This window comes from Streptomyces sp. UC4497, assembly GCF_054871485.1.
Genome location: NZ_JBTYHB010000042.1, coordinates 22517 through 42795 on the forward strand (window position 1 = coordinate 22517; position 20279 = coordinate 42795).

18 protein-coding genes are annotated in these 20279 nt (G+C 71.2%); 9 read left to right on the forward strand and 9 right to left on the reverse strand.

Going from position 1 to position 20279, the window contains the following annotated elements:
• Positions 1-32: 32 nt before the first annotated feature.
• The gene (locus ACYSUO_RS36315; protein ID WP_461780511.1) at positions 33-548 is read left to right on the forward strand and encodes a hypothetical protein; all 516 of its coding nucleotides are present in this window, start codon (positions 33-35) and stop codon (positions 546-548) included.
• A gap of 13 nt (positions 549-561) precedes the next feature.
• On the opposite strand, the gene ACYSUO_RS36320 is transcribed toward ACYSUO_RS36315, so the two are convergent.
• From ACYSUO_RS36320 to ACYSUO_RS36350, 7 genes are all read right to left on the reverse strand, one after another.
• Entirely contained in the window at positions 562-1572 is a 1011-nt protein-coding gene (locus ACYSUO_RS36320; protein WP_461780512.1) for an LLM class F420-dependent oxidoreductase, read from the reverse strand.
• A 138-nt stretch (positions 1573-1710) separates the two neighbouring features.
• Positions 1711-2589: a hypothetical protein gene (locus ACYSUO_RS36325; protein WP_461780465.1), complete on the reverse strand. Its 879-nt coding sequence runs from the start codon at positions 2587-2589 to the stop codon at positions 1711-1713.
• Positions 2590-2717: 128 nt separating this feature from the next.
• Positions 2718-3758, reverse strand: coding sequence for an N-acetylmuramoyl-L-alanine amidase (locus tag ACYSUO_RS36330; RefSeq protein WP_461780466.1), 1041 nt, complete (start codon positions 3756-3758; stop codon positions 2718-2720).
• A gap of 22 nt (positions 3759-3780) precedes the next feature.
• Positions 3781-4446, reverse strand: a complete 666-nt coding sequence (locus ACYSUO_RS36335; protein ID WP_461780467.1) for a class I SAM-dependent methyltransferase — start codon at positions 4444-4446, stop codon at positions 3781-3783.
• A gap of 147 nt (positions 4447-4593) precedes the next feature.
• The gene (locus tag ACYSUO_RS36340) at positions 4594-5091 is read right to left on the reverse strand and encodes a GNAT family N-acetyltransferase (RefSeq protein WP_461780468.1); all 498 of its coding nucleotides are present in this window, start codon (positions 5089-5091) and stop codon (positions 4594-4596) included.
• Positions 5092-5102: 11 nt separating this feature from the next.
• Positions 5103-5294, reverse strand: a complete 192-nt coding sequence (locus ACYSUO_RS36345; RefSeq protein WP_461780469.1) for a DUF397 domain-containing protein — start codon at positions 5292-5294, stop codon at positions 5103-5105.
• A complete protein-coding gene (locus ACYSUO_RS36350; RefSeq protein ID WP_461780470.1) occupies positions 5272-6090 on the reverse strand; it encodes a helix-turn-helix domain-containing protein in 819 nt (272 codons plus the stop codon). The genes ACYSUO_RS36345 and ACYSUO_RS36350 overlap by 23 nt, the downstream gene beginning before the upstream one ends.
• Positions 6091-6175: 85 nt before the next feature.
• On the opposite strand from ACYSUO_RS36350, the gene ACYSUO_RS36355 reads away from it, so the two are divergent.
• A complete protein-coding gene (locus ACYSUO_RS36355; protein WP_461780471.1) occupies positions 6176-6610 on the forward strand; it encodes an ATP-binding protein in 435 nt (144 codons plus the stop codon).
• A 69-nt stretch (positions 6611-6679) separates the two neighbouring features.
• On the opposite strand, the gene ACYSUO_RS36360 is transcribed toward ACYSUO_RS36355, so the two are convergent.
• On the reverse strand, positions 6680-8413 hold the full coding sequence (locus ACYSUO_RS36360; protein WP_461780472.1) for an MFS transporter: 1734 nt from the start codon (positions 8411-8413) through the stop codon (positions 6680-6682).
• A gap of 301 nt (positions 8414-8714) precedes the next feature.
• On the opposite strand from ACYSUO_RS36360, the gene ACYSUO_RS36365 reads away from it, so the two are divergent.
• The 7 genes from ACYSUO_RS36365 (at position 8715) to ACYSUO_RS36395 (ending at position 19490) form a co-directional block, all read left to right on the forward strand.
• A complete protein-coding gene (locus tag ACYSUO_RS36365) occupies positions 8715-10892 on the forward strand; it encodes an acyl-CoA dehydrogenase (RefSeq protein WP_461780473.1) in 2178 nt (725 codons plus the stop codon).
• Positions 10893-11142: 250 nt separating this feature from the next.
• Positions 11143-12066, forward strand: coding sequence for a LysR substrate-binding domain-containing protein (locus ACYSUO_RS36370; RefSeq protein WP_461780474.1), 924 nt, complete (start codon positions 11143-11145; stop codon positions 12064-12066).
• Positions 12067-12220: 154 nt separating this feature from the next.
• Complete coding sequence (locus tag ACYSUO_RS36375) at positions 12221-13630, forward strand: MFS transporter (RefSeq protein WP_461780475.1); 1410 nt, start codon at positions 12221-12223, stop codon at positions 13628-13630.
• A 170-nt stretch (positions 13631-13800) separates the two neighbouring features.
• Complete coding sequence (locus tag ACYSUO_RS36380) at positions 13801-15453, forward strand: acyl-CoA dehydrogenase family protein (RefSeq protein ID WP_461780476.1); 1653 nt, start codon at positions 13801-13803, stop codon at positions 15451-15453.
• On the forward strand, positions 15446-16630 hold the full coding sequence (locus ACYSUO_RS36385; protein ID WP_461780477.1) for a CaiB/BaiF CoA transferase family protein: 1185 nt from the start codon (positions 15446-15448) through the stop codon (positions 16628-16630). Before ACYSUO_RS36380 ends, ACYSUO_RS36385 begins: the two co-directional genes overlap by 8 nt.
• A gap of 73 nt (positions 16631-16703) precedes the next feature.
• Positions 16704-17894, forward strand: coding sequence for a lipid-transfer protein (locus tag ACYSUO_RS36390; RefSeq protein WP_461780478.1), 1191 nt, complete (start codon positions 16704-16706; stop codon positions 17892-17894).
• Between the two features lie 123 nt (positions 17895-18017).
• Positions 18018-19490 (forward strand): DHA2 family efflux MFS transporter permease subunit, encoded by a 1473-nt coding sequence (locus ACYSUO_RS36395; protein WP_461780479.1) that lies wholly within the window; start codon positions 18018-18020, stop codon positions 19488-19490.
• A gap of 20 nt (positions 19491-19510) precedes the next feature.
• Here ACYSUO_RS36395 and ACYSUO_RS36400 read toward each other — a convergent pair whose 3' ends face one another.
• Positions 19511-20143 (reverse strand): response regulator transcription factor, encoded by a 633-nt coding sequence (locus tag ACYSUO_RS36400; protein WP_327666261.1) that lies wholly within the window; start codon positions 20141-20143, stop codon positions 19511-19513.
• Positions 20144-20279: the final 136 nt, after the last annotated feature.

Below are 20279 nucleotides of genomic sequence, written 5' to 3' on the forward strand. Positions count from 1 at the left end.
CTCTTCCCCTGCGACGCCTGCTCACGGCCCTGATGCTGTGCGGCGCGCTGCTCGCCGGCGCGACCGCGTGCGGCTCCGACAGCGACTCGGCGTCCGCGACCAAGGCCTCGTCGAGCGCCACCACGAAGGCCGAGAAGCAGAAGTTCGCCAAGACCAGGTTCGCGGCGAACGCGGGGCTCGCGGCGGGTGCCACGTATCAGTGGATCGTGAAGCCGTACCGCGCTGGCAAGTTCAAGGCCGGCGCGGACGGCCGCAGGTTCGCGCTCGTCAAGGCGGGCCTCGCGGGCGCGTTCACGTACAACCGGCTGAAGGCCGCCTCGAAGAACGCGGAGGGCGACCCGACGCTCTCGAAGGCGGTCGGGCCGCTGACGGCCGGCATCGCGTCACTGAAGGGCCTGTCGACCAAGCTGCGCAAGGGCGAGGGCCTCGGCGACGTGACCTCCTCCTTCAACGAGGTCATCAGCGGCGTCAAGGACGCGGGCAAGGACGCGGGCGCCGAAGTGACGAACAAGGTCCCGTCGGCCTCTCAACTCACCAAGGGCTCCTAGCGCCTTTCGTGGCCTACGAGTTCAGCTCGGCCAGTACGCGCAACGTGTGCGGGTCCGGGGACAGGACCAGCAGGTCCGTCACCGGGCCCTTGCGCCACAACTCCAAGCGCTCCGCGATCCGTTCACGCGGTCCGACGAGCGAGATCTCGTCGGCGAACGCGTCCGGCACGGCGAGCACCGCCTCCTCCCTGCGCCCCTCGGCGAACAGGTCCTGGATGTGCCGGGCCTCGGCCTCGTACCCCATGCGCGCCATGAGATCGGCGTGGAAGTTGCGGGTCGCGTGCCCCATGCCGCCGATGTAGAAGCCGAGCATCGCTTTCACCGGGAGCAGCCCCTCGGCGACGTCGTCGCAGACCTTCGCGCGGGCCATGGGCGCGATGGTGAAGGCCTCCGGCAGGTCAGTGAGTGACGCCTCGTACACGTCCGTCCGCGTCGGCGACCAGTACAGCGGCAGCCAGCCGTCCGCGATCCGCGTGGTCTGCGCGATGTTCTTCGGCCCCTCCGCGCCGAGCAGGATCGGCAGATCGGGGCGCAGGGGGTGCGTGATGGGCTTGAGGGCCTTGCCGAGCCCGGTGCCGTCCTCGCCCCGGTACGGATGCGAGTGGAACCGCCCGTCGACCTCGACGGGCCCCTCGCGCCGCAGCACCTGCCGCACGACATCCACGTACTCGCGGGTGGCCGTCAGCGGGGAGCGGGGGAACGGGCGCCCGTACCAGCCCTCCACGACCTGCGGCCCGGAGAGCCCCATGCCCAGCATCATCCGGCCGCCCGACAGGTGGTCCAGGGTGAGCGCGTGCATCGCGGTCGTGGTGGGGGAGCGGGCGGCCATCTGCGCGATCGCCGTGCCGAGCCTGATCCGCGAGGTGTGCGCGGCGAACCAGGTGAGCGGGGTGAACGCGTCACTGCCCCAGGACTCCGCCGTCCACACCGAGTCGTAGCCCAACTCCTCGGCGTCACGCACGAGTTGAAGATGGTCGGGGTTCGGTCCGCGCCCCCAGTAGCCGAGTGCGATTCCGAGCCGCATGTGCACCCCCGTGTCCGACGACATGGCCGATGGCCACCATCTGATGGACCATCAGTTCCGGCTTTCGGTGCGCGACTGTACGCGAAAGGCCCCCCACCCGGAAGACAGGCGAGGGGCCTCGAAGGCCATCGGCCGGGGTCAGCCGCGCTGGATCCCGGAGGTGTCCTGGAGCACACCACGGCGGCCGTCCTGGGTCTGGGCGACGAGGCCGGGGCCCCGCTGCTCGACCGCCAAGTACCAGGTACCGGGCGCCAGTTCCGCGATCTGCGCCTGCGAGCCGTCCTCCGCGAAGAGCGGACGCGGCACCGGCACGGCGAACCAGAACGGCGAGAAGTCCGCGGCCGGCGGCTGCGCGGCGGCCTGCGGCGCCGGGGCGCCCTGCTGCTGCGGCTGACCGCCGTACGGCTGCTGCTGGCCCGGGCCGGGCTGCTGCGCGCCGTAGGGCTGCTGCTGGCCGGGGCCGCCGGGGTGCTGCTGGGCGCCCGGGTAGCCGTAGCCCTGCTGCTGGCCGCCGTACGGCTGCGGCTGCTGCGGGCGCGGGGCACCGAGGAGGGCGCCCTTCAGGGCCGGGACCAGCGGCGTCGCGATCGCGGCGGCGGCCATGACGAGGGTGGCGACGAGGGCCAGGATCAGGCCGAGCCCGGCGTCCGGACCGTCGGAGCCGGATCCGGAGCTGAGGCCGGTGCTGACGTTGTTGGCGCCGCCCGCCGGGTCGAAGACGTTGCCGAGCGCCGCCCACGCCGCCAGCACCGTGGCCGCGATGCCGAACTGGCCGAGGTCGATCCCCGCGACCTTACGAGGCTGCGCCGTACCGCGGCTGACCACGATGAGCACGGCACCGATGACGCCCGCGAGCACCACGCTCATGAGAAGCGGGCCGCTCTCCCAGGCATTCGGGAACTCGACGCTGTCGGGCGCCCCGTCGGCGGAGTAGATATCGAGGAACGAGGCGATCAACAGCAATACCGCTGCTCCGATCACCACGCCGTCGCCTCGAGTGAGGGAGCGGATATTCACTTCAAGTCCTTCGTCAGTCGTCCGGTCATCGGTGGAGGCGGCGCATAGCGCAGGGGTGGCCCCACATCGTACGGAGGACACTATCGCCCGGGTCCGGGGAGTGTCTGCCGAGATCCATAGGGTGACAGTTACCCGCGGAGGAAACTCATGATTCCCTCAGAGATGCCCTGCGCCGCCTTCTGCCGCCAGGCGTCCGAGGTCAGTCGCTCGACGTCCTGCGAGTCCCGCATGTTGCCACACTCGATGAAGACCTTGGGAACCTTGGAAAGGTTGAGTCCTCCCAGGTCACTGCGGGTGTCGAGGCCCGTGCCACCACCGACGTAGTTCGACGGGGCCTGGCCCGTGGCCTTCACGTAGAGGCCCGCGATCCGCTCGCCGAGGTCGCGCGAGGGCTTCACGATCGGGGTGGTGTCGGCGGCTCCCGCGCGCACGGATGCGGGAAGGATCACATGGAAGCCGCGGTTGCCCTCGCCCGAGCCGTCCGCGTGGACGGAGACGACGGCGTCGGCCTTCGCGGTGTTGCCGATCTCGGCGCGCTCGTCGACGCAGGGGCCCCAGGCGCGGCTCCCGTTCTGGGTCAATTGGACGGTCGCCCCCTGCCGTTCGAGGATCGTCCTCATACGCTTCGCCACGTCCAGCGTGAACCGGGCCTCGGTGTAGCCCGCGTTCGTCGACGTACCCGTGGTGTCGCACTCCTTGGAGCCGTTGCCGACGTTCACGGACCGGTTGATCTCGGTCGTGTGCCGGAAGTTGCCCGGATTGTGGCCGGGGTCGATGACGACGACCTTGCCCCTGAGGGGGCCGGATCCGCCGGCGGGCTTGGCGGGGGCCTTGGACGACTTCGACTTCGACTCCGACGGCGAGGCGGAGTCCTCCTTGGACTTCGACTGCGCCGGACTCGCCGAGACCTTCCCGTCCTTTTCATCCTTCTCGTCCTGCGAGGGCGAGACGGTCGAGGACTGGCCGGGCGCGGGCATCACCTTCGGCGGCTCGCTCTCACCCGGCCCGCTCACGACCTGCCACACCAGCCACGCCGCGAGCGCTGTCGGCACCAGCGCGGCGAAGGCGACGAGCACGGGACGACCACCGGAGCGGCGGCGTGGCGCCCCGCCACTGCCGTCCCACCCATCGGGATCGAAGCCATCGGGTTCCGGACCTACGTATGACACGTTCCTGACCTTAACCGCGAGCTCAGATCCCTGCGCCACTTCGACGCAGGACGCGCAGCGAGTCGCACTCCGAGACCTCGGTGAACGCCCCGGACGCGAGTGCCCGCTGGTACACGCGGTACGGCGCCTGCCCCGTCCACTCGTCGTGCTTCACGGGGAAGACGTCGTGGATGACGAGGTAGCCGCCGTCGGCGACGTGCGGGGCCCAGCCCTCGTAGTCCGCGGTGGCGTGCTCGTCGGTGTGCCCGCCGTCGATGAAGACGAGCCCGAGGGGCCCGCCCCAGGCCTTCGCGACCTGCGGCGACTTCCCGACGAGCGCGACCACGTGGTCCTCCAGGCCCGCCGCGTGCAGCGTGCGCCGGAACGTGGGGAGGGTGTCCATGAGCCCCACCTCCGGGTCCACGGTCTCCGGGTCGTGGAAGTCCCAGCCCGGCTGCTGCTCCTCGCTGCCGCGGTGGTGGTCGACGGTGAGCGCGCTCACGCCGGCCGCGCGTGCGGCGTCCGCGAGCAGGATGGTGGAGCGGCCGCAGTACGTCCCGACCTCGAGCAGCGGCAGCCCGAGCGCCCCGGCGTCGACGGCGGCGCCGTACAGCGCGAGCCCTTCGCCGCGCGGCATGAAGCCCTTGGCCGCCTCGAAGGCGGCGAGGACGTCCGGGGAGGGGGTGTGGCTGCGGCTTGTGATGCTCATGCTGATCACTTTGCCCTACGTGCGCGGGGGTGGAGCCCCGGGGGTGGGCGGACTGTGACGCGAAACTACGACCAGATCGTGGTCACACGTCACAGTCCACCCGCGTGAGGCCTTCAGCACGCCTGCCAGAGCCGCCGGCGCCTGACGTCACCCGGCGGCAGGAAGCGCCAGCCACTCCTGCCACGTGAGGTCGCGCCCCACGTAACGCGGGCGCGGGAACGGCCAGTCGGACGCGATCCAATCGGGGACGAGGGTGTCGAGTGCGCGTTCCTCGGCGGTGGCCACGAGTTCGTCCACCACCCACCAGGAGATTTCGGCGTCCGCGCCGACGCGCTCGGGCGGGTCGATGTAGACGCAGCCCAGCAGCTTCGTCTCCTCCTCGTTCAGGAGCGCGTAGTTGAACGACTGGTGCGCCGCGATCTCCTTCTCGTGGCGGAGGAGGTCCACGCGGTCCGCCTCGTACGTCATGGTCTCGGCGGGCCAACCCCAGGCGGGGCCGAAGATGTCCCACAGGCGTTCGCGGGAGCCCATCACGGCGGGGTAGTCGATCGCGGTGTCCGCTTCCCTGATCGGCCTCAGGTGGAGGGCGGTTCCGGGTACGGGTATGCGGGTGGGGTGGACGAAGTCCGCGGGTAGCCAGCTCATGACGGGCGAGGCTAGACGCCCCGCGCGGCAACCGCCTCCACAAAACGGCGGAACGCCTCCGGCGAGACCTGGAAGTGGCCGAGACCCGGGTCCTTGGAGTCCCGGACGGCGACGGTCCCGGTGGGGGTGGGCGCGGCGACTTCGAGGCACTCGCCGCCGCTGCTGCCGCTGTACGACGACTTACGCCACGTTGCGGTGCCCATACTTGGCCTCCATTACGCGAGTGATCAGGGCTGCCGACTCCCGGGGGGAGAGAGCGTCCGCCTGCAGGCGAGCGTAACCGACCGAACGTTCCCTGATCACTTGCGGGTTGGCAGTCATGTGCCCCGATGCGTAGCTCTCGCTGTAGTAAAGGTCTGGGTCACCGTCGAAGCGCAGCAACGTGAACGTTCCCATCATTCCCGCATGCTGACCTGCGACGAACGGCAGGATCTGGACCTCGCGGCACTCCAACAGCCGGGCGAGTTGCCTTCGCATGACGTCGGGGCCGCCGATCTCCCGGTGCAGTACTGCCTCGTCCAACACCGTCCACAGGGCCGGGGGTTCGGGGCGCGCCATGATGCGCTGCCGCTCCATCCTGGCGGCAACGGTTGCCTCCAGGCTGTCGTGCTCCTCGGCGGAGAGGACCGCGCGCGCGTACTCCTCCGTCTGCAACAGCCCGTACACCAACTGGCACTGGTACGTGGAGATGTACGTCGCCCGTGCCTCCATCTCGGCGAACGCCTGAAACCAGTGCGGAAGTTGGCTTCGCAGTACCAAGCCCACCAGCCCCGAAAAGAACCCCTCCGTGCCCAGCGCCGCATCGACCCGCTCGCTGAAATCCCGGGTAGGGACCTTCTTCGCGCACTCGACCTGGCCGATCAGCGAACCCGTGCAGAAGACGCAGTCGCCGAGCTGGCCCAGGGTGAGGCCGGCCTCCTCCCGGCGGCGGCGCAGCTCGAAGCCGAAGTAGTCGAGCGGCGAGGCGCCCGGGTCCAGGTCGCGGCGGATGTTCGGCACGGGCGGTCACCCCAGACGTGCAACGCCTCGCGGCGTTTCGATCACGACGTAGCCGAGAGTAACCGAGTCGCTTCACGCTGGTGACATGAATCACGTAACTGATGCCCCGGAGCCGGGACTTGCCGAGTCCTACGGTTTCGGGCTCACCGTAGGTGAGCACAGCGCGCGGCACCTGCGCCGCATCCTGCGGATCCACCTCGGGGCGTGGGAGGTGCCCGGGCTCGCCGACGATGCCGAGCTCGCGCTCACCGAGCTGGTCGCCAACGTCGTCCGGCACGTGCCGGGGCGGCGGTGTGTCGTGCGGATGATGCGGACGGCCGACGGCGTGCGCGTCGAAGTCGCCGACGCGCACCCCGGGTTGCCCGAACCGCAAGACCTCACTCGTGGTGAACTCGCCGAGTCCGGGCGCGGGTTGGCGATAGTGGGCGCGCTGGCCGCCCGGTGGGGCGTCGTACCGCACGAGGCGCCCCGTATCGGGAAGACCGTCTGGTTCGAGTGCGACGTGGACAAAGAAGCGTAGACAAAGAGAGGACGCGTCACGCAACCGCGTGACGCGTCCTCTCTGGGCTGCCCGCAGCCCGACTACCGCCTACCGCACCGTCTCAGCGAGCGACTCCAGTGCCAGCTCCACCCGCACCGGGCGGTTCTCGCCGTGGTGGGTGACGGCCGAGGCGCGTGGGGCGTGGCCGGAGGCTGTGGTCGCGAGGACGTAGGAGCCGCCCGTCGGGACGTCGAGGGCGAACTCGCCCTCCGGGTCCGTGAGGGCCGAGCCCGCCTGGCGGCCGCGGCGGTCGATCAGGGTGACCTTGGCGCGGGGCACCGGCTGGCCCGCCGGGTCGAGGACGCGGCCGTGGAACTGGGCGGCGAGGGCCTCCTCCACGCGTTCGAGGATCGCGTCCTCCTCGCTGCTGGCGCGCAGCTGAACCGTCGGCTTGCGGCGGCCCGGCAGGCCGAAGGCGAGCAGCACGCCGACCGCGACCGCGCCCGTGGCGATGAGGAAGGAGATCCGGAAGCCGTGCATCGTCGGGACGGCGACGCCGCCGACGTTGTTCGCCGTGTTGGCCAGCACCATGCCGATGACCGCGGAGGACACCGACGTACCGATGGAGCGCATCAGGGTGTTGAGGCCGTTGGCCGCGCCCGTCTCGGACGCGTCCACCGCGCCGATGATCAGGGCGGGGAGCGAGGAGTAGGCGAGGCCGATGCCCGCGCCGACCAGGACCGAGATGATGATGGTCTGCCAGGGGGCGCTCATCAGGCCGAGGCCCGCGCCGTAGCCGATCGCGATGATCACCAGGCCCATGAGCAGGGTGACCTTCGGGCCGAACTTGGCGGACAGGCGGGCGTAGACCGGCGCCGTCAGCATCATCGTCAGGCCGAGCGGCGCCACGCACAGGCCCGCGACGACCATCGACTGGCCGAGGCCGTAGCCCGTCTCCTTCGGGAGCTGGAGCAGCTGGGGCAGGACGAGCGAGATCGCGTAGAAGGCGACGCCGACCATGATCGAGGCGAGGTTCGTGAGCAGGACCTCGCGGCGGGCCGTCGTGCGCAGGTCGACCAGCGGGGCCTTCAGGCGCAGCTCCATCGCGCCCCAGGCGAGGAGGACGACGAGCGCCGCGGCGAACAGGCCGAGCGTCGTGCCCGAACTCCAGCCCCAGTCACTGCCCTTGGTGATGGGCAGCAGGAAGAGGATGAGACCGACGGTGAGGCCGATGGCCCCCGCGACGTCGAACGTCCCCTGTGCGCGCAGCGGGCTCTCCGGGACGAAGAAGACGGTGAGCGCCATGGCCACGACGCCGAGGCCCGCCGCGCCGAAGAACAGCGCGTGCCAGTCGGCGTGCTGGGCGACGAGCGCGGCCGCCGGGAGAGCGAGTCCGCCGCCGACACCGATCGAGGAGGACATCAGGGCCATCGCCGAGCCGAGCTTCTCGCGCGGCAGCATGTCGCGCATCAGGCCGATGCCGAGCGGGATGGCGCCCATGGCGAAGCCCTGGAGCGCGCGGCCCACGATCATGACGAGCAGGTTGTCCGTGAAGCCACAGACCAGGGAACCCAACACCATGATGGCGAGGCTGGTGAGCAGCATCCGGCGCTTGCCGGCGAGGTCTCCGAGGCGGCCCATGATGGGGGTCGCGACGGCGCCCGCGAGGAGGGTCGCGGTCATGACCCAGGTCGCGTTGGAGGGGGCGGTGCTCAGCAGCTCGGGCAGGTCCTTGATCACCGGCACGAGCAGCGTCTGCATGACCGCCACGGTGATGCCGGCGAAGGCGAGGACGGGGACGACGCCGCCTGACGGGCGGGCTTGAGTCGTCGGCTGGGACATGAAGGAAGGCCTCCGGAAGGCGGTCTGGGTCCACATACTGGGACGTGTCGCTGAGGACGGCGAACGCGCGCCGCCGGGCTCGGGGCGCGCGTTGTGCGGTCGGTGTGCGGTCGTGGTGCGGGCAGGTTGTGTGTATGTCGAACCGGTCTGCTGGGGCGACTATTCCGACGGTCGTCGTACGAGCGGAATCCTTTACCTCTTCATTACGTCACCGGTCGGTGAACGTTCGCTTCCCGATGTTTCTGACTCGGTGTCAGGTTTGGTCTTCCGGTCTACTGGAACGTGTTCTACCGTGCGCCGCATGGGCATCGCCATCACGCAGGAACAGCGGGAACTCGCGGACGCCGTGCGCGGTTGGATCGCGCGCGCCGTACCGCCCGACGAGGTGCGCAAGCTGCTCGACGCCCCGGCCGCCCCCGGTCACCGCCCCTCCTACTGGGACGGTCTCGCCGGGCAGGGCCTCCTCGGGGTGCACCTCCCCGAGTCGTACGGAGGCGGGGGCGGTACCCTGCTCGATCTCGCGGTGGTCGTGGAGGAGGCGGGGCGCGCGGCGCTGCCCGGGCCGTTCGTCGGCAGCGTGCTCGCCGCGGAAGTGCTGCGCAGGGCGGAGCGGCGTGAGCTCACCCGCGCGCTCGCCGAAGGGGACCGGATCGGCGCGGTCGCGTTCGGGCCGGGCGGGCTCAGCGCCGTCGCGGGACCCGACGGGCTTGTGCTCGACGGCGCCGCGCCACCCGTCCTCACCGGCGCCGATGCCGACCTGCTGGTCCTCGCGGCGGAGAGCGCCGACGGCGTGGTGTGGTTCGCCGCCGACGCCGAGACCTCCGGCCTCGCCGTGCGCGTGCACGAGAGCGGGGACCCGACCCGGCCCACCGCCGAGGTGACGGCGACCGGCGCCGTCGTGCCCGCCGACCGGATCCTCGCCGTGGACGGCACGCTCGTACGCGACCTGGCGGGTGTGCTGCTGGCCGCCGACGCCTGCGGCACCGCGGCCTGGGCGCTGCACGCCGCGGCCGAACACGCCAAGGTGCGTGAGCAGTTCGGGCGGCCGATCGGGCAGTTCCAGGGCGTGAAGCACCTGTGCGCGGACATGTTGGTGCGGGTGGAGCAGGCGGGGGCGCTGGCGTGGGACGCGGCGCGGGCGCTTGATGAAGGAGATGGTGACGATGTGCGCGGGCTCGTCGCCGCGCTCGCTGCGGGGACCGCGCTCGACGCCGCGTACTCGTGCGCCAAGGACTGCATCCAGGTCCTCGGCGGCATCGGCTTCACCTGGGAGCACGACGCGCACCTCTATCTGCGCAGAGCCGTCGTCGCCCGGCAGCTGCTCGGCGCGGGGGACACGCACCGGCTGCGTGCCGTGCGGCTCGCCGAGTCCGGCGTCCGCCGCGAGCTGCGGTTCGCGCTGCCCGCCGAGGCGGACGGGTACCGGGAGGCGGCCCGGGGTGTCATCGAGGGGGCGCGGGGGCTCGACCCGAAGGCCGCGCGGCGGGCCCTCGCGCCCACCGGGTACGCGGCGCCGCACCTGCCGCCCCCGTACGGGCTCGGTGCGGGGCCGGTCCAACAGCTGGCCGTGCAGCAGGAGTTGAAGGCGGCCGGGGTGAAGCTCAGCGACCTCGGCATCGCCACGTGGGTCGTGCCCTCCCTCATCTCGTACGGCACCCAGGAGCAGCGCGACCGGCATCTCCCGGCGACCCTGCGCGGCGAGACGCTGTGGTGCCAGCTGTTCTCGGAGCCGGGCGCGGGCTCCGACCTCGCCTCCCTGCGCACGAAGGCGGAGCGGATGCCCGACGGGCGGTGGCGGATCAACGGGCAGAAGGTGTGGACGAGCGCCGCGCAGTGGGCGGACCACGGCATCCTGCTGGCCCGGACCAACCCGGACGCGCCCAAGCACAAGGGCCTCACCTACTTCGTCCTCGACATGAAGAACACCGAGGGCATCGACATCCGGCCGCTGCGCGAGATCACCGGCGACTCCCTCTTCAACGAGGTCTACTTCGACGACGTGGTGCTGCCCGCCGACGCGGTGGTCGGCGAGGTCGACGACGGCTGGCGGGTCGCCCGGCACACGCTCGGCAATGAACGGGTGCACATGGCCGACCAGTTGACCTTCGACACGGGCCTGGAGGCGCTGCTCGCACGGTCGGGCGACCTCGACGGCGCGTACCGGGCCCGCATCGGCGCCCTCGCGGCGGAGGCGCACGCGCTCGGCTGCATCGGACTCCGTACGACCATGCTTCAGGTGGCGGGGGAGGGGCCGGGGGCCGGGGCGTCCGTGCGCAAGCTCGTGCAGACCCCGCACCAGCAGAAGGTCGCGGGACTGGCCCTCGAACTCCTCGGCCCGGCGGGGGCGCTCCGCGAGGGGCCGGGGGAGCGGGCGCTCCACGGGTTCCTGCTGTCGCGGTGCCTGACGATTGCCGGTGGCACGACGCAGGTGCAGTTGAACGTGGTGGCGGAGCGGATCCTGGGGTTGCCGAGGGATTAGCGGAACCGGCAGGGGCTCTGCCCCTGCACCCCGCTGCTCAATCGCCGCAGGGGCTGAAAAGAGCGGGGCTCCGCCCCTGCGCCCCGCTCCTCAAACGCCGGAGGGGCTGAAAATGCGGGGCACCGCCCCGGACCCGCCGGCCGAGGCGGGAGGTGGGCCGAAAGGGGCGCGGGGAACTGCGCGCCCAGCCACGTGTGGGCGCGCACGGGGACAACCTGCCCCCGGCAGCCGCCCCCGTAAGGTCACCCCCGTGGAGCTGAAACACCTCACCGGATTCGTAGCGGTAGCGGAAGAGTTGCACTTTGGGCGGGCCGCCGAGCGGCTGCACATTGCTCAGTCGCCGCTGAGTCAGCAGATCAAGCTGTTGGAGCGCGATCTGGGGGTGAAGCTCTTCGATCGGACCACCCGTACCGTCCGCCTCACCTCCGCCGGGCAGGCGCTCGTGGAGCCGGCCCGGCGGCTGCTCGCGGATGCGTCCGCCGTGCACAGGACGGTGCGGGCCGCGCATCTGGGGGAGGTGGGGCGGGTCTCGGTGGGGTTCGCCGGGGCCAGCAGTTATGCGGCGTTGCCGTTGCTCACCCGGGCCGTGACGTCCCAACTGCCCGGGATCGAGCTCGTGTTGGAAGGGCAGACCTACAGCGGTGAGGCGTTGCGCAGGGTCACTGATGGGACGCTCGACATCGGCTTCGTGGCGCTGCCGGTGCGGCGCGGCATCACCGCCCGCGTCGTCCGCATGGAGCGCCTCGTCCTCGCCCTGCCCGACAGCCACCCGCTCGCGGACCGCGCCGAGGTCCCCGTGCGTGCGCTCGCCGACGAGCCCATCGTCACCTTCCCGCTCTCCCGCGAGTCGGCGGTGCGGGACGCCATGGTGCAGGCGTGCCACGACGCCGGGTTCGCGCCCCGGATCGTGCAGGAGGCCCCGGACTCGTACAACATGCTGGCGCTGGTCGGCGCGGGCGTCGGCGTCGCGGTCGTCGTCGAGTCGGCGCGCAACATCCACCTGGAACATGTGGTGTTCCGGCCGCTGGCCGGGGACGAGGTGCCGGTCCTGCCGATCGCGCTCGGGTGGCGCAGCGGCAACCCGTCGGCGGCGTTGCAGGCGGTGCTGCGGGTGGCGCAGGAGGTGCTGCCGACACCGGAGGACGCTCCGGCGGCCTCGGACTCCGGGAGCTGATTGCGCGCGATCGCAGCTCAATCGGACCCGGAATTGGTCTTGGACAGCGCCTAATGCGTGGGGGCAGAGTGATCCGCGTCTCGCGACGGAGCGGGCACGGGCCGCGGTGTCCGCGCCGGACGGGCGGGACCCGCCGCACCGAGAGGACGCTCGCATGCCGCACGACGCCCCCGCCCCGAACGAGGCCCCCGCCGCCGAGCCGGCGGCGCCCGCCCCCGATCCGGCCGCCGATCCGGCCCTCGCCCGGGATGCCAAGCGCGCCGGGGTCACCGCGTTCGTCGGCACCACCATCGAGTGGTTCGACTTCTACATCTACGGATCGGCCTCCGCGCTGGTCCTCGGCAAGATCTTCTTCGCCGACGCCTCACCCGCCGTCGGCACGCTCGCCGCCTTCGCCACCTTCTGGGTCGGCTTCCTCGCCCGCCCCCTCGGCGGCCTGATCTTCGGGCACTTCGGTGACAAGTACGGCCGCAAGAAGGCCCTGATCACCACGCTCACGATGATGGGTGGCGCCACCTTCTGCGTCGGGCTGCTGCCCGGATACGACCGGATCGGCGCCGCCGCGCCGATCCTGCTCGTGCTGCTGCGGATGATCCAGGGCGTCGCGATGGGCGGCGAGTGGGGTGGCGCCGTGCTCATCGCCACCGAATACGCGCCGCCCAAGCGGAAGTTGCTGTACGGGGCGTTCGCCCAGCAGGGCTCGCCGGTCGGCAATCTGCTCGCCACGCTCGCCTTCCTCGGCATCGCCCAACTCCCGGACGCGGCCTTCGAGTCGTGGGGGTGGCGGGTGCCGTTCCTGTTCTCGGCGGTGCTCGTTGCCGTTGGGCTGTTCATTCGGTTGAAGCTTGCCGAGACGCCCGAGATGCGGGCCGCGCTCGCCCGCAACAAGCCGGTCAAGCTGCCCATCAAGACCGTACTGAGTCGCTATCCGCTGCTGGTGTTCCTGGGTGTGCTCGCGGGTACCGCCGGTGTCGCCATCACCTACGTGAAGACGACGTTCGCGTTGTCGTGGGCCACGTCCGACCTGGACTTCGACCGGTCGACGTTCCTCACCGTCATCGCGCTCGCGCTCGTGGTGCAGGTGATTGTGCAGCCGTTCGGCGCGGTGTTGGCGAGCAAGTGGCCTGTGCGCAAAGCCGTGTTGTGGATGCTGATTCCTGAATTCGTCGTGCTGCCGGTGATGTTCGTGCTGGTGGGGACGGGAAACTTCTGGCTTGCCGTGTTGGGGATGGGGCTCGCGACGTTCCCGCATGCCATGTACTACGCGGCGCTTGCGGGGATCCTTGCGCGGGTCTTCCCCGTCGAGGTCCGGTACACCGGGATGTCGTTGTCGTACCAGCTGTGTACGACGCTCTTCGCGGGGACCGCGCCGATCGTCTCGCAGTACCTCTTGACCTCGTTCGACTCGATCTGGCCGGTTGTCGCGCTCGGGCTGGCGTACACGGGGATCACGTTGGCGGGTGTGCTGCCGTTGTTGGCGCGGACGGGTGGGGACGCCGCGGGTGACCCCGACGCCACGGGGCTCCGCCCCGGACCCCGCGCCTCAATCGCCGGCGGGGCTTGATCGGGGCTCTGCCTGCCCCATGCCCTGCTGCTCAATCGCCGCAGGGGCTCGAAAGATCGGGGCTCCGCCCCGGACCTCGCTCCTCAAACGCCGGAGGGGCTGGATTGGGGCCCTGCCCCGGCCCCCGCCGCTCAATCGCCGCAGGGGCTTGATGTGGACCTGGAGGTTCCATGAACTACGCCGACCGTGACCCCGTTCTGCGTTCCGCCCTCGACCGCGTGCTGTCCGCCGAGGATCGTGACCGGGTCGAACCGCTCCTCGTCGAACTCGGTGAACTGGCCGCCGGCGAGCTCGACCGGCAGGCCGCCCTCGCCGACGCCAACCCGCCGCGGCTCGTCCAGTACGCCCCCGACGGCACCCGGATCGACGAGGTCGACTTCCACCCCGCCCACGACAAGGCCGCGGCCATCGCCTACGAGCGCTTCGGCCTCGCCGCGATGTCCCACAGGCCCGGCGTCCTCGGCTGGCCCACCAAGGTCCCGCACACCGTCAAGTACGCGCTGTCCTACCTCTACGTACAGTCCGAGTTCGGCATGGCCTGCCCGTTGTCCATGACCGACTCCGCCGCCCGCATCCTGCGCCTCTTCGACCCCGAGCGGTACGCCGACGAGATAGCCGCACTCTCCTCCACCGACCCCGAACTCCGGGCCACCGGCGCGATGTTCATGACGGAGAAGCAGGGCGGCACCGACGTAGGACTCACCGAGACCGTCGCCACCGAACACGGCGACCACTGGACCCTCACCGGCAAGAAGTGGTTCGCCTCCAACCCGTCCGCCGATGTCATCCTCACCCTCGCCCGCGTCCCCGGGCAGGGGGAGGGCACGCGCGGGCTCGGCATGTTCCTCGTGCCGCGCCTGCGCCCCGACGGCAGCCGCAACTCCATCCGCATCGACCGCCTCAAGGACAAGCTGGGGTCGCGCTCCATCGCCAGCGGCGAGGTGACACTGGACGAGGCGTACGCGACGCCCGTCGGTCAACTCACCAACGGATTCCGGCAGATGGCCGAGATGCTCAACGTCTCCCGCCTCTCCAACGCCATGCGCGCCACCGCCCTGATGCGCCGCGCCGTCCGCGAGTCCGTCGACCACACCCGCGTACGCGAGGTCTTCGGCAAGCCCCTCTTCGACCAGCCGCTGATGCGGGCCACGCTGCTGCCGATGATCCTCGACACGGAGGCCGCCCTGCACCTGGTGCTCGAAGCGGCCGCCCGGCTCACCGCCGCCGACGAGGGCGATGAGCAGGCCCGCGCGCTCGTCCGCGTCCTCACCCCCCTCGCCAAGCACACCCTGTGCAAGCGTGCACGCACCGTCACCGGCGAGGCCATGGAGATCCGCGGCGGCAACGGCTACATCGAGGACTGGGTCAACCCGCGCCTCGTCCGCGACGCCCACCTCGGCTCCATCTGGGAGGGCTCCTCGAACGTCATCGCCCTCGACGTCCTGCGCTGCATGCGCCGCCAGAACGCCCACCACACCCTCGCCGACACCTACGGCGACCGCCCCGCCACCGCCGACCGTTGGGAGACGCTGCGCAAGAGGGGGGACGGAATCCTCCAACTCCCGCAGGACGAGAGGGAGATGAGGGTCGGGCGGTACGCCGACGAGCTCACCCGCGCCGTCATGGAGACCCTCCTGTACGACCAGGCCGACCACGAGGCCCGTACGAGCGGTGACGGCCGCGCGCTCCTCGTCGCCCGCGCGTACACGGCGCTCGCCGACGATCCGGCCGCGCTGCCCCGCACCGCCCTGGACCACTTCGCCGCGCTGGCCGACGGCGGACAGGTCCCGCTCGCCGATCTCCAGGAGACCCACCGTGCCTGAGCACACGCCTCTCACCGGAATGAAGGTCGTCGACCTCTCGAAGATCCTCGCGGGCCCGTACGTCACCATGTCGCTCGCCGACCTCGGCGCCGACGTCATCAAGGTCGAGCACCCCGAAGGCGGCGACCCCACCCGATCCTGGGGCCCGCCCTTCAACGGCCCCGACGCCACCTACTACTTGGCGGCGAACCGCAACAAGCGATCGGTCGCCCTCGACCTCAAGTCGGAGGCGGGGCAGGACGCCGTGCACCGGATGCTCGTCGACGCCGACGTCATGGTGGAGAACTTCCGCCCCGGCTCCTCGCTCGCCCGACTCTTCGACTACCGCGAACTGAGCGAGCGCTACCCGCGCCTGGTCATCCTGCACATCTCGGCCTTCGGCGACACCGGGCCGCTGCGCGACGAACCCGGCTACGACATGGTGGCGCAGGCGTCGGCCGGACTGATGTCGCTGACTGGTGAGCCGGACGGGCCGCCCGTCAAGGCCGGTTACGCGATGGGCGACCTCGGCGCCGCCCTCTTCGGCCTCATCGGCGTGAACGCGGCCCTCGTCGAACGCGAGCGCACGGGCCGCGGCCAGTACGTCACGACCTCCCTCTACGAGTCCCAACTCGCCCTGCACATCAACTGGGCCACGGGTTACTTCGCGACGGGCGAGCGGCCGGGGCGCCTGGGCTCGGGCCACCCCAGCCTCGTCCCGTACCAGGCGTACCGGGCCGCCGACGGGCACTTCGTGATCGCGGTCGGCAACGACGCGCTCTTCCGCCGCCTCGTGACCGCCCTCGGCCACCCGGAGTGGGCGGACGACGAGCGCTTCGCGAGCAACCGGGACCGGGTGACGAACCGTACGGCCCTGAACGCCAAGCTGGAGTCGGTGCTCGTCGACGAAACGGTGGCGCACTGGGTCGACCTGCTCAAGCCGCTCGGCGTGCCCGTCACGGCCATCCGCACCCTCGACGAGGTCTACGACTGCCCGCAGACGGCGGCCCTCGACATGGTGCAGAAGGTCGACCACCCGGACGTGGGGCCGTTGCGGCAGGTCGCGTTCCCCGTCACGTTCCACGGCGCCCGCCCGGCGGTGCGCTCCGCGCCGCCGACGCTCGGGCAGCACAGCAGGGAGGTGCTGGCCGAACTCGGTTATGGGGAGAGCGAGATCGAGGGGCTGCTGGGCCCCTGAGCCCCTTCCGTTGGGCGGCCCGCCCTGCCAGTATCTGACGCATCGTCAGTTAATGGCAGGAGGGCTCGCAGCCATGAAGTCGTACATAGTCGGCGTCGGCATGACCAAGTTCGAGAAGCCCGAGACCCGGGACTGGCAGTACTGGGACATGGTGAAGGAGGCGGGCGCGGCGGCGCTCGCGGACGCCGGCGTCGCGTACGTGGACGTCCAGCAGGCCCCCGTCGGTTACTGCTTCCAGGCCTCGACGGCGGGCCAACGGGCCGCGTACGAACTGGGGTTGACCGGCATCCCCATCTACAACGTCAACAACAACTGCGCGACGGGTTCGACCGCGCTGATGATGGCCCGCCAGTTCGTCGAGGGCGGGGCGAGTGACTGTGTACTCGCGCTCGGCTTCGAGAAGATGCAGCGCGGCGCGCTGGGCGGCGGCGCCGACGGAGGCGACTTCAAGACGTCCCCTGTCGCCCGCCACTACGGCATCATGGCGGCCCGCCACGGCTTCGAGATGTCGCCGCCCACCGCCCAGATCTTCGGCGACGCCGCGCGCGAGCACATGGAGCGGTACGGCACGACCGAGGCGCAGTTGGCGGCGGTCGGCGCCAAGAACCACCGCCACTCGGTGAACAACCCGTACGCCCAGTTCCAGGACGCGTACTCGGTCGACGAGATCCTCGCCGCCAAGACCATCCACACGCCTCTGACCAAGTTGCAGTGCTCGCCGACGTCGGACGGAGCGGCCGCGGCGGTCGTGGTGTCCGAACGCTTCGTGGAGGAGCGGGACTTGGGCGACAAGGCGGTCGAGATCGCGGCCCAGTCGATGACGACGGACACGGAGGAGTCCTTCGCGTCCGGGTCCTGCATCGACGTCGTCGGACAGCCCATGTCGCGGGAGGCGGGGCGGCAGGTCTACGAGACTTCCGGGCTCGGCATCGAGGACGTCGACGTCGTCGAGCTGCACGACTGCTTCTCCATCAACGAACTCCTCACGTACGAGGCGCTCGGCATGTGCGCGGAGGGCGAGTCCGGCAAGCTCGTCGAGTCGGGCGCGACGACGTACGGCGGCAAGTGGGTGGTGAACCCCTCCGGCGGCCTCATCTCCAAGGGCCACCCCCTGGGCGCGACCGGCATCACCCAAGCTGCCGAGCTGACCTGGCAGTTGAGGGGCGAGGCGGGCGCGCGGCAGGTTGCGGGCGCGCGGGTCGGCCTCGCACACAACATCGGGCTCGGCGGCGCGGCGGTGGTGACGATGCTGCGGCGGGGATGACGCTCACGGGGGCCTACGGAGGGCTACGGGGGCGTAGGTCCGGAGACCTATGCCCGGCGGCCCACGGCGTCTGCGGCGAAATCCGGATGTACGGGGTGTTGGGCGACTGAGACCATGACACGCATGGCCCAGACTCCTCCCGACGCCGCTTCCGAAGCGGCCTTCGACGACGCGATACGTTCCCGTGGCCGGGCGGCCGGCGCCCCACCTGCCTGGCTGGTGGTGGCCGTGGCCTGTGCCGGGCAGTTCCTCGTCGTCCTCGACGTGTCCGTGGTGAACGTGGCGCTGCCGTCGATGCGCACCGACCTCGGGCTCAGCGCGAGCGGGTTGCAGTGGGTGGTGAACGCGTACTCGATCGCGTTCGCCGGCTTCATGCTGCTCGGCGGCAGGGCAGGAGACCTCTTCGGCCGCAAGCGGATGTTCCTGGTCGGGCTCGGGCTGTTCACGCTGGCGTCGCTCGCGGGTGGGCTCGCGCAGGAGGGCTGGCAGCTGCTGGCGGCGCGGGCGGTGCAGGGCCTCGGTGCGGCGGTGCTGGCTCCCTCTACGTTGACGATCCTCACGTCGGCCGTACCGGAAGGCGCGGCGCGGGCGCGGGCCATCGCGACGTGGACCGCCGTCGGGGCGGGCGGCGGCGCGGCCGGCGGGCTCGTCGGCGGAGTCCTCACGGAGGGGCTCAACTGGCGTTGGGTGCTCCTCATCAACGTTCCGCTGGGCGCGGTCGTCCTCGCGGCGGCGGCCCGCTGGATCCGGGAGTCCCGCGCGGGCGGCGAGCGCAGGCTCGACCTGCCCGGCGCGGTGCTCGTGACGGCGGGCACGGCGGTCCTCGCGTACGGCATCGTGCAGACGGAGGAGCAGGGCTGGGGCGACGCGGCGACGTTGGTGCCGCTGGGGGTCGCGCTGCTGCTGATCGTCGCGTTCCTGGTGGTGGAGGCGCGTACGAGGGTGCCGCTGATGCCTCTGGGTCTGTTCAAGGTGCGGTCGGTGGCGGTCGCCAACGCGGCGATGTTCGTGTGCGGCATGGGCTCGTTCGCCATGTGGTTCTTCATGACGCTGTACGCGCAGAACGTGCTCGGCTACACGCCGATCGAGGCGGGGCTCGCGCTGGTGCCGAGCTCGCTCGCGGTGGTGCTCGGGTCGAAGTTCGCGCCGCGGTTGATGCCGAGGTTCGGTGCGCGGAACGTGGCGGTTGCGGGGGTGGTCGTGACCGCGGCCGGGTTCCTGTGGCAGTCGACGATGAGCGCGGACGGGGGGTACGTCACCACGATCATGCTGCCCGGGATCGTGATGATGGCGGGCGCCGGGTGCGCGATGACGCCGTTGGCCTCGCTCGCCACGTCCGGGGCTGCGGCGGGCGACGCGGGGCTGGTCTCCGGCCTGGTCAACACGTCGCGGACGTTGGGCGGTTCGCTGGGTCTTGCGATCCTGTCGACGGTGGCGACGAGTCGCGCCGCGGGTTCGGTGGATCCTGTCGCGCTGACCCGGGGGTATGCGGGGGCGTTCGCGGTGGGGGCGGGAATTCTGGTGGTCGCGGCGGTGGTGTTGGTGGTGGGTATGCGCAACTCATCGACCGCCAAGCCGAGTTCCTCCGGCGGGTGACCGCCGAGGCCGTAACCCCGTTACAGCCACCCGTTCTCGGAAGCCGCCCGCAACGCCTCCGTCCGATTGCGTGCCCCCGTCTTCCCGATCGCCGACGACAGGTAATTGCGAACCGTCGACTCCGACAGATGAAGCTCCCCGGCGATGTCGGAGACGGTCGCACCGTCCGCCGCCGCCCGCAACGCGTCCGCCTCCCGCGCGGTCAACGGGTTCGGCCCGGCGCCCAGCGCGGCCGCGGCGAGTGCCGGATCGACGACCGTCTCGCCGCGCAGCACCGTGCGGATGGCCTCGGCGAGTTCTTCTACGGGGCCGTCCTTGACGAGGAACCCGGCGGCCCCGGCCTCCATCGCCCGGCGCAGATAGCCGGGGCGGCCGAACGTGGTCAGGATCAGGACCCGGCAGTCCGGGACCTCGTCGCGCAGTTCGGCGGCGGCGTCGAGGCCGCTGCGGCCGGGGAGCTCGATGTCGAGGAGTGCGACGTCGGGGCGGTGCTCGAGCGCCGCGTCCACGATGGCATCGCCGCGCGCGACCTGGGCGACGACGTCGAGGTCCGGCTCGAGCCCGAGGAGCAGCGCGAGAGCGCCGCGCATCATGCCCTGGTCCTCCGCGAGCAGGACGCGGATGCTTTTGGCGGGGCGGTGGGTCTGCGGCATGTCCGTCACGGTGGAGAGGTTACGGTCCGCGGTGCGGGGGTGCGCGGTGGCGGGGGCCGGGGTTTCGGGCCGGTGCCGGGTCGGCGCCCGGGTGATCGGCGCGCGGCACCGTGGTTGTGGACCTGTGCCGGGGTGG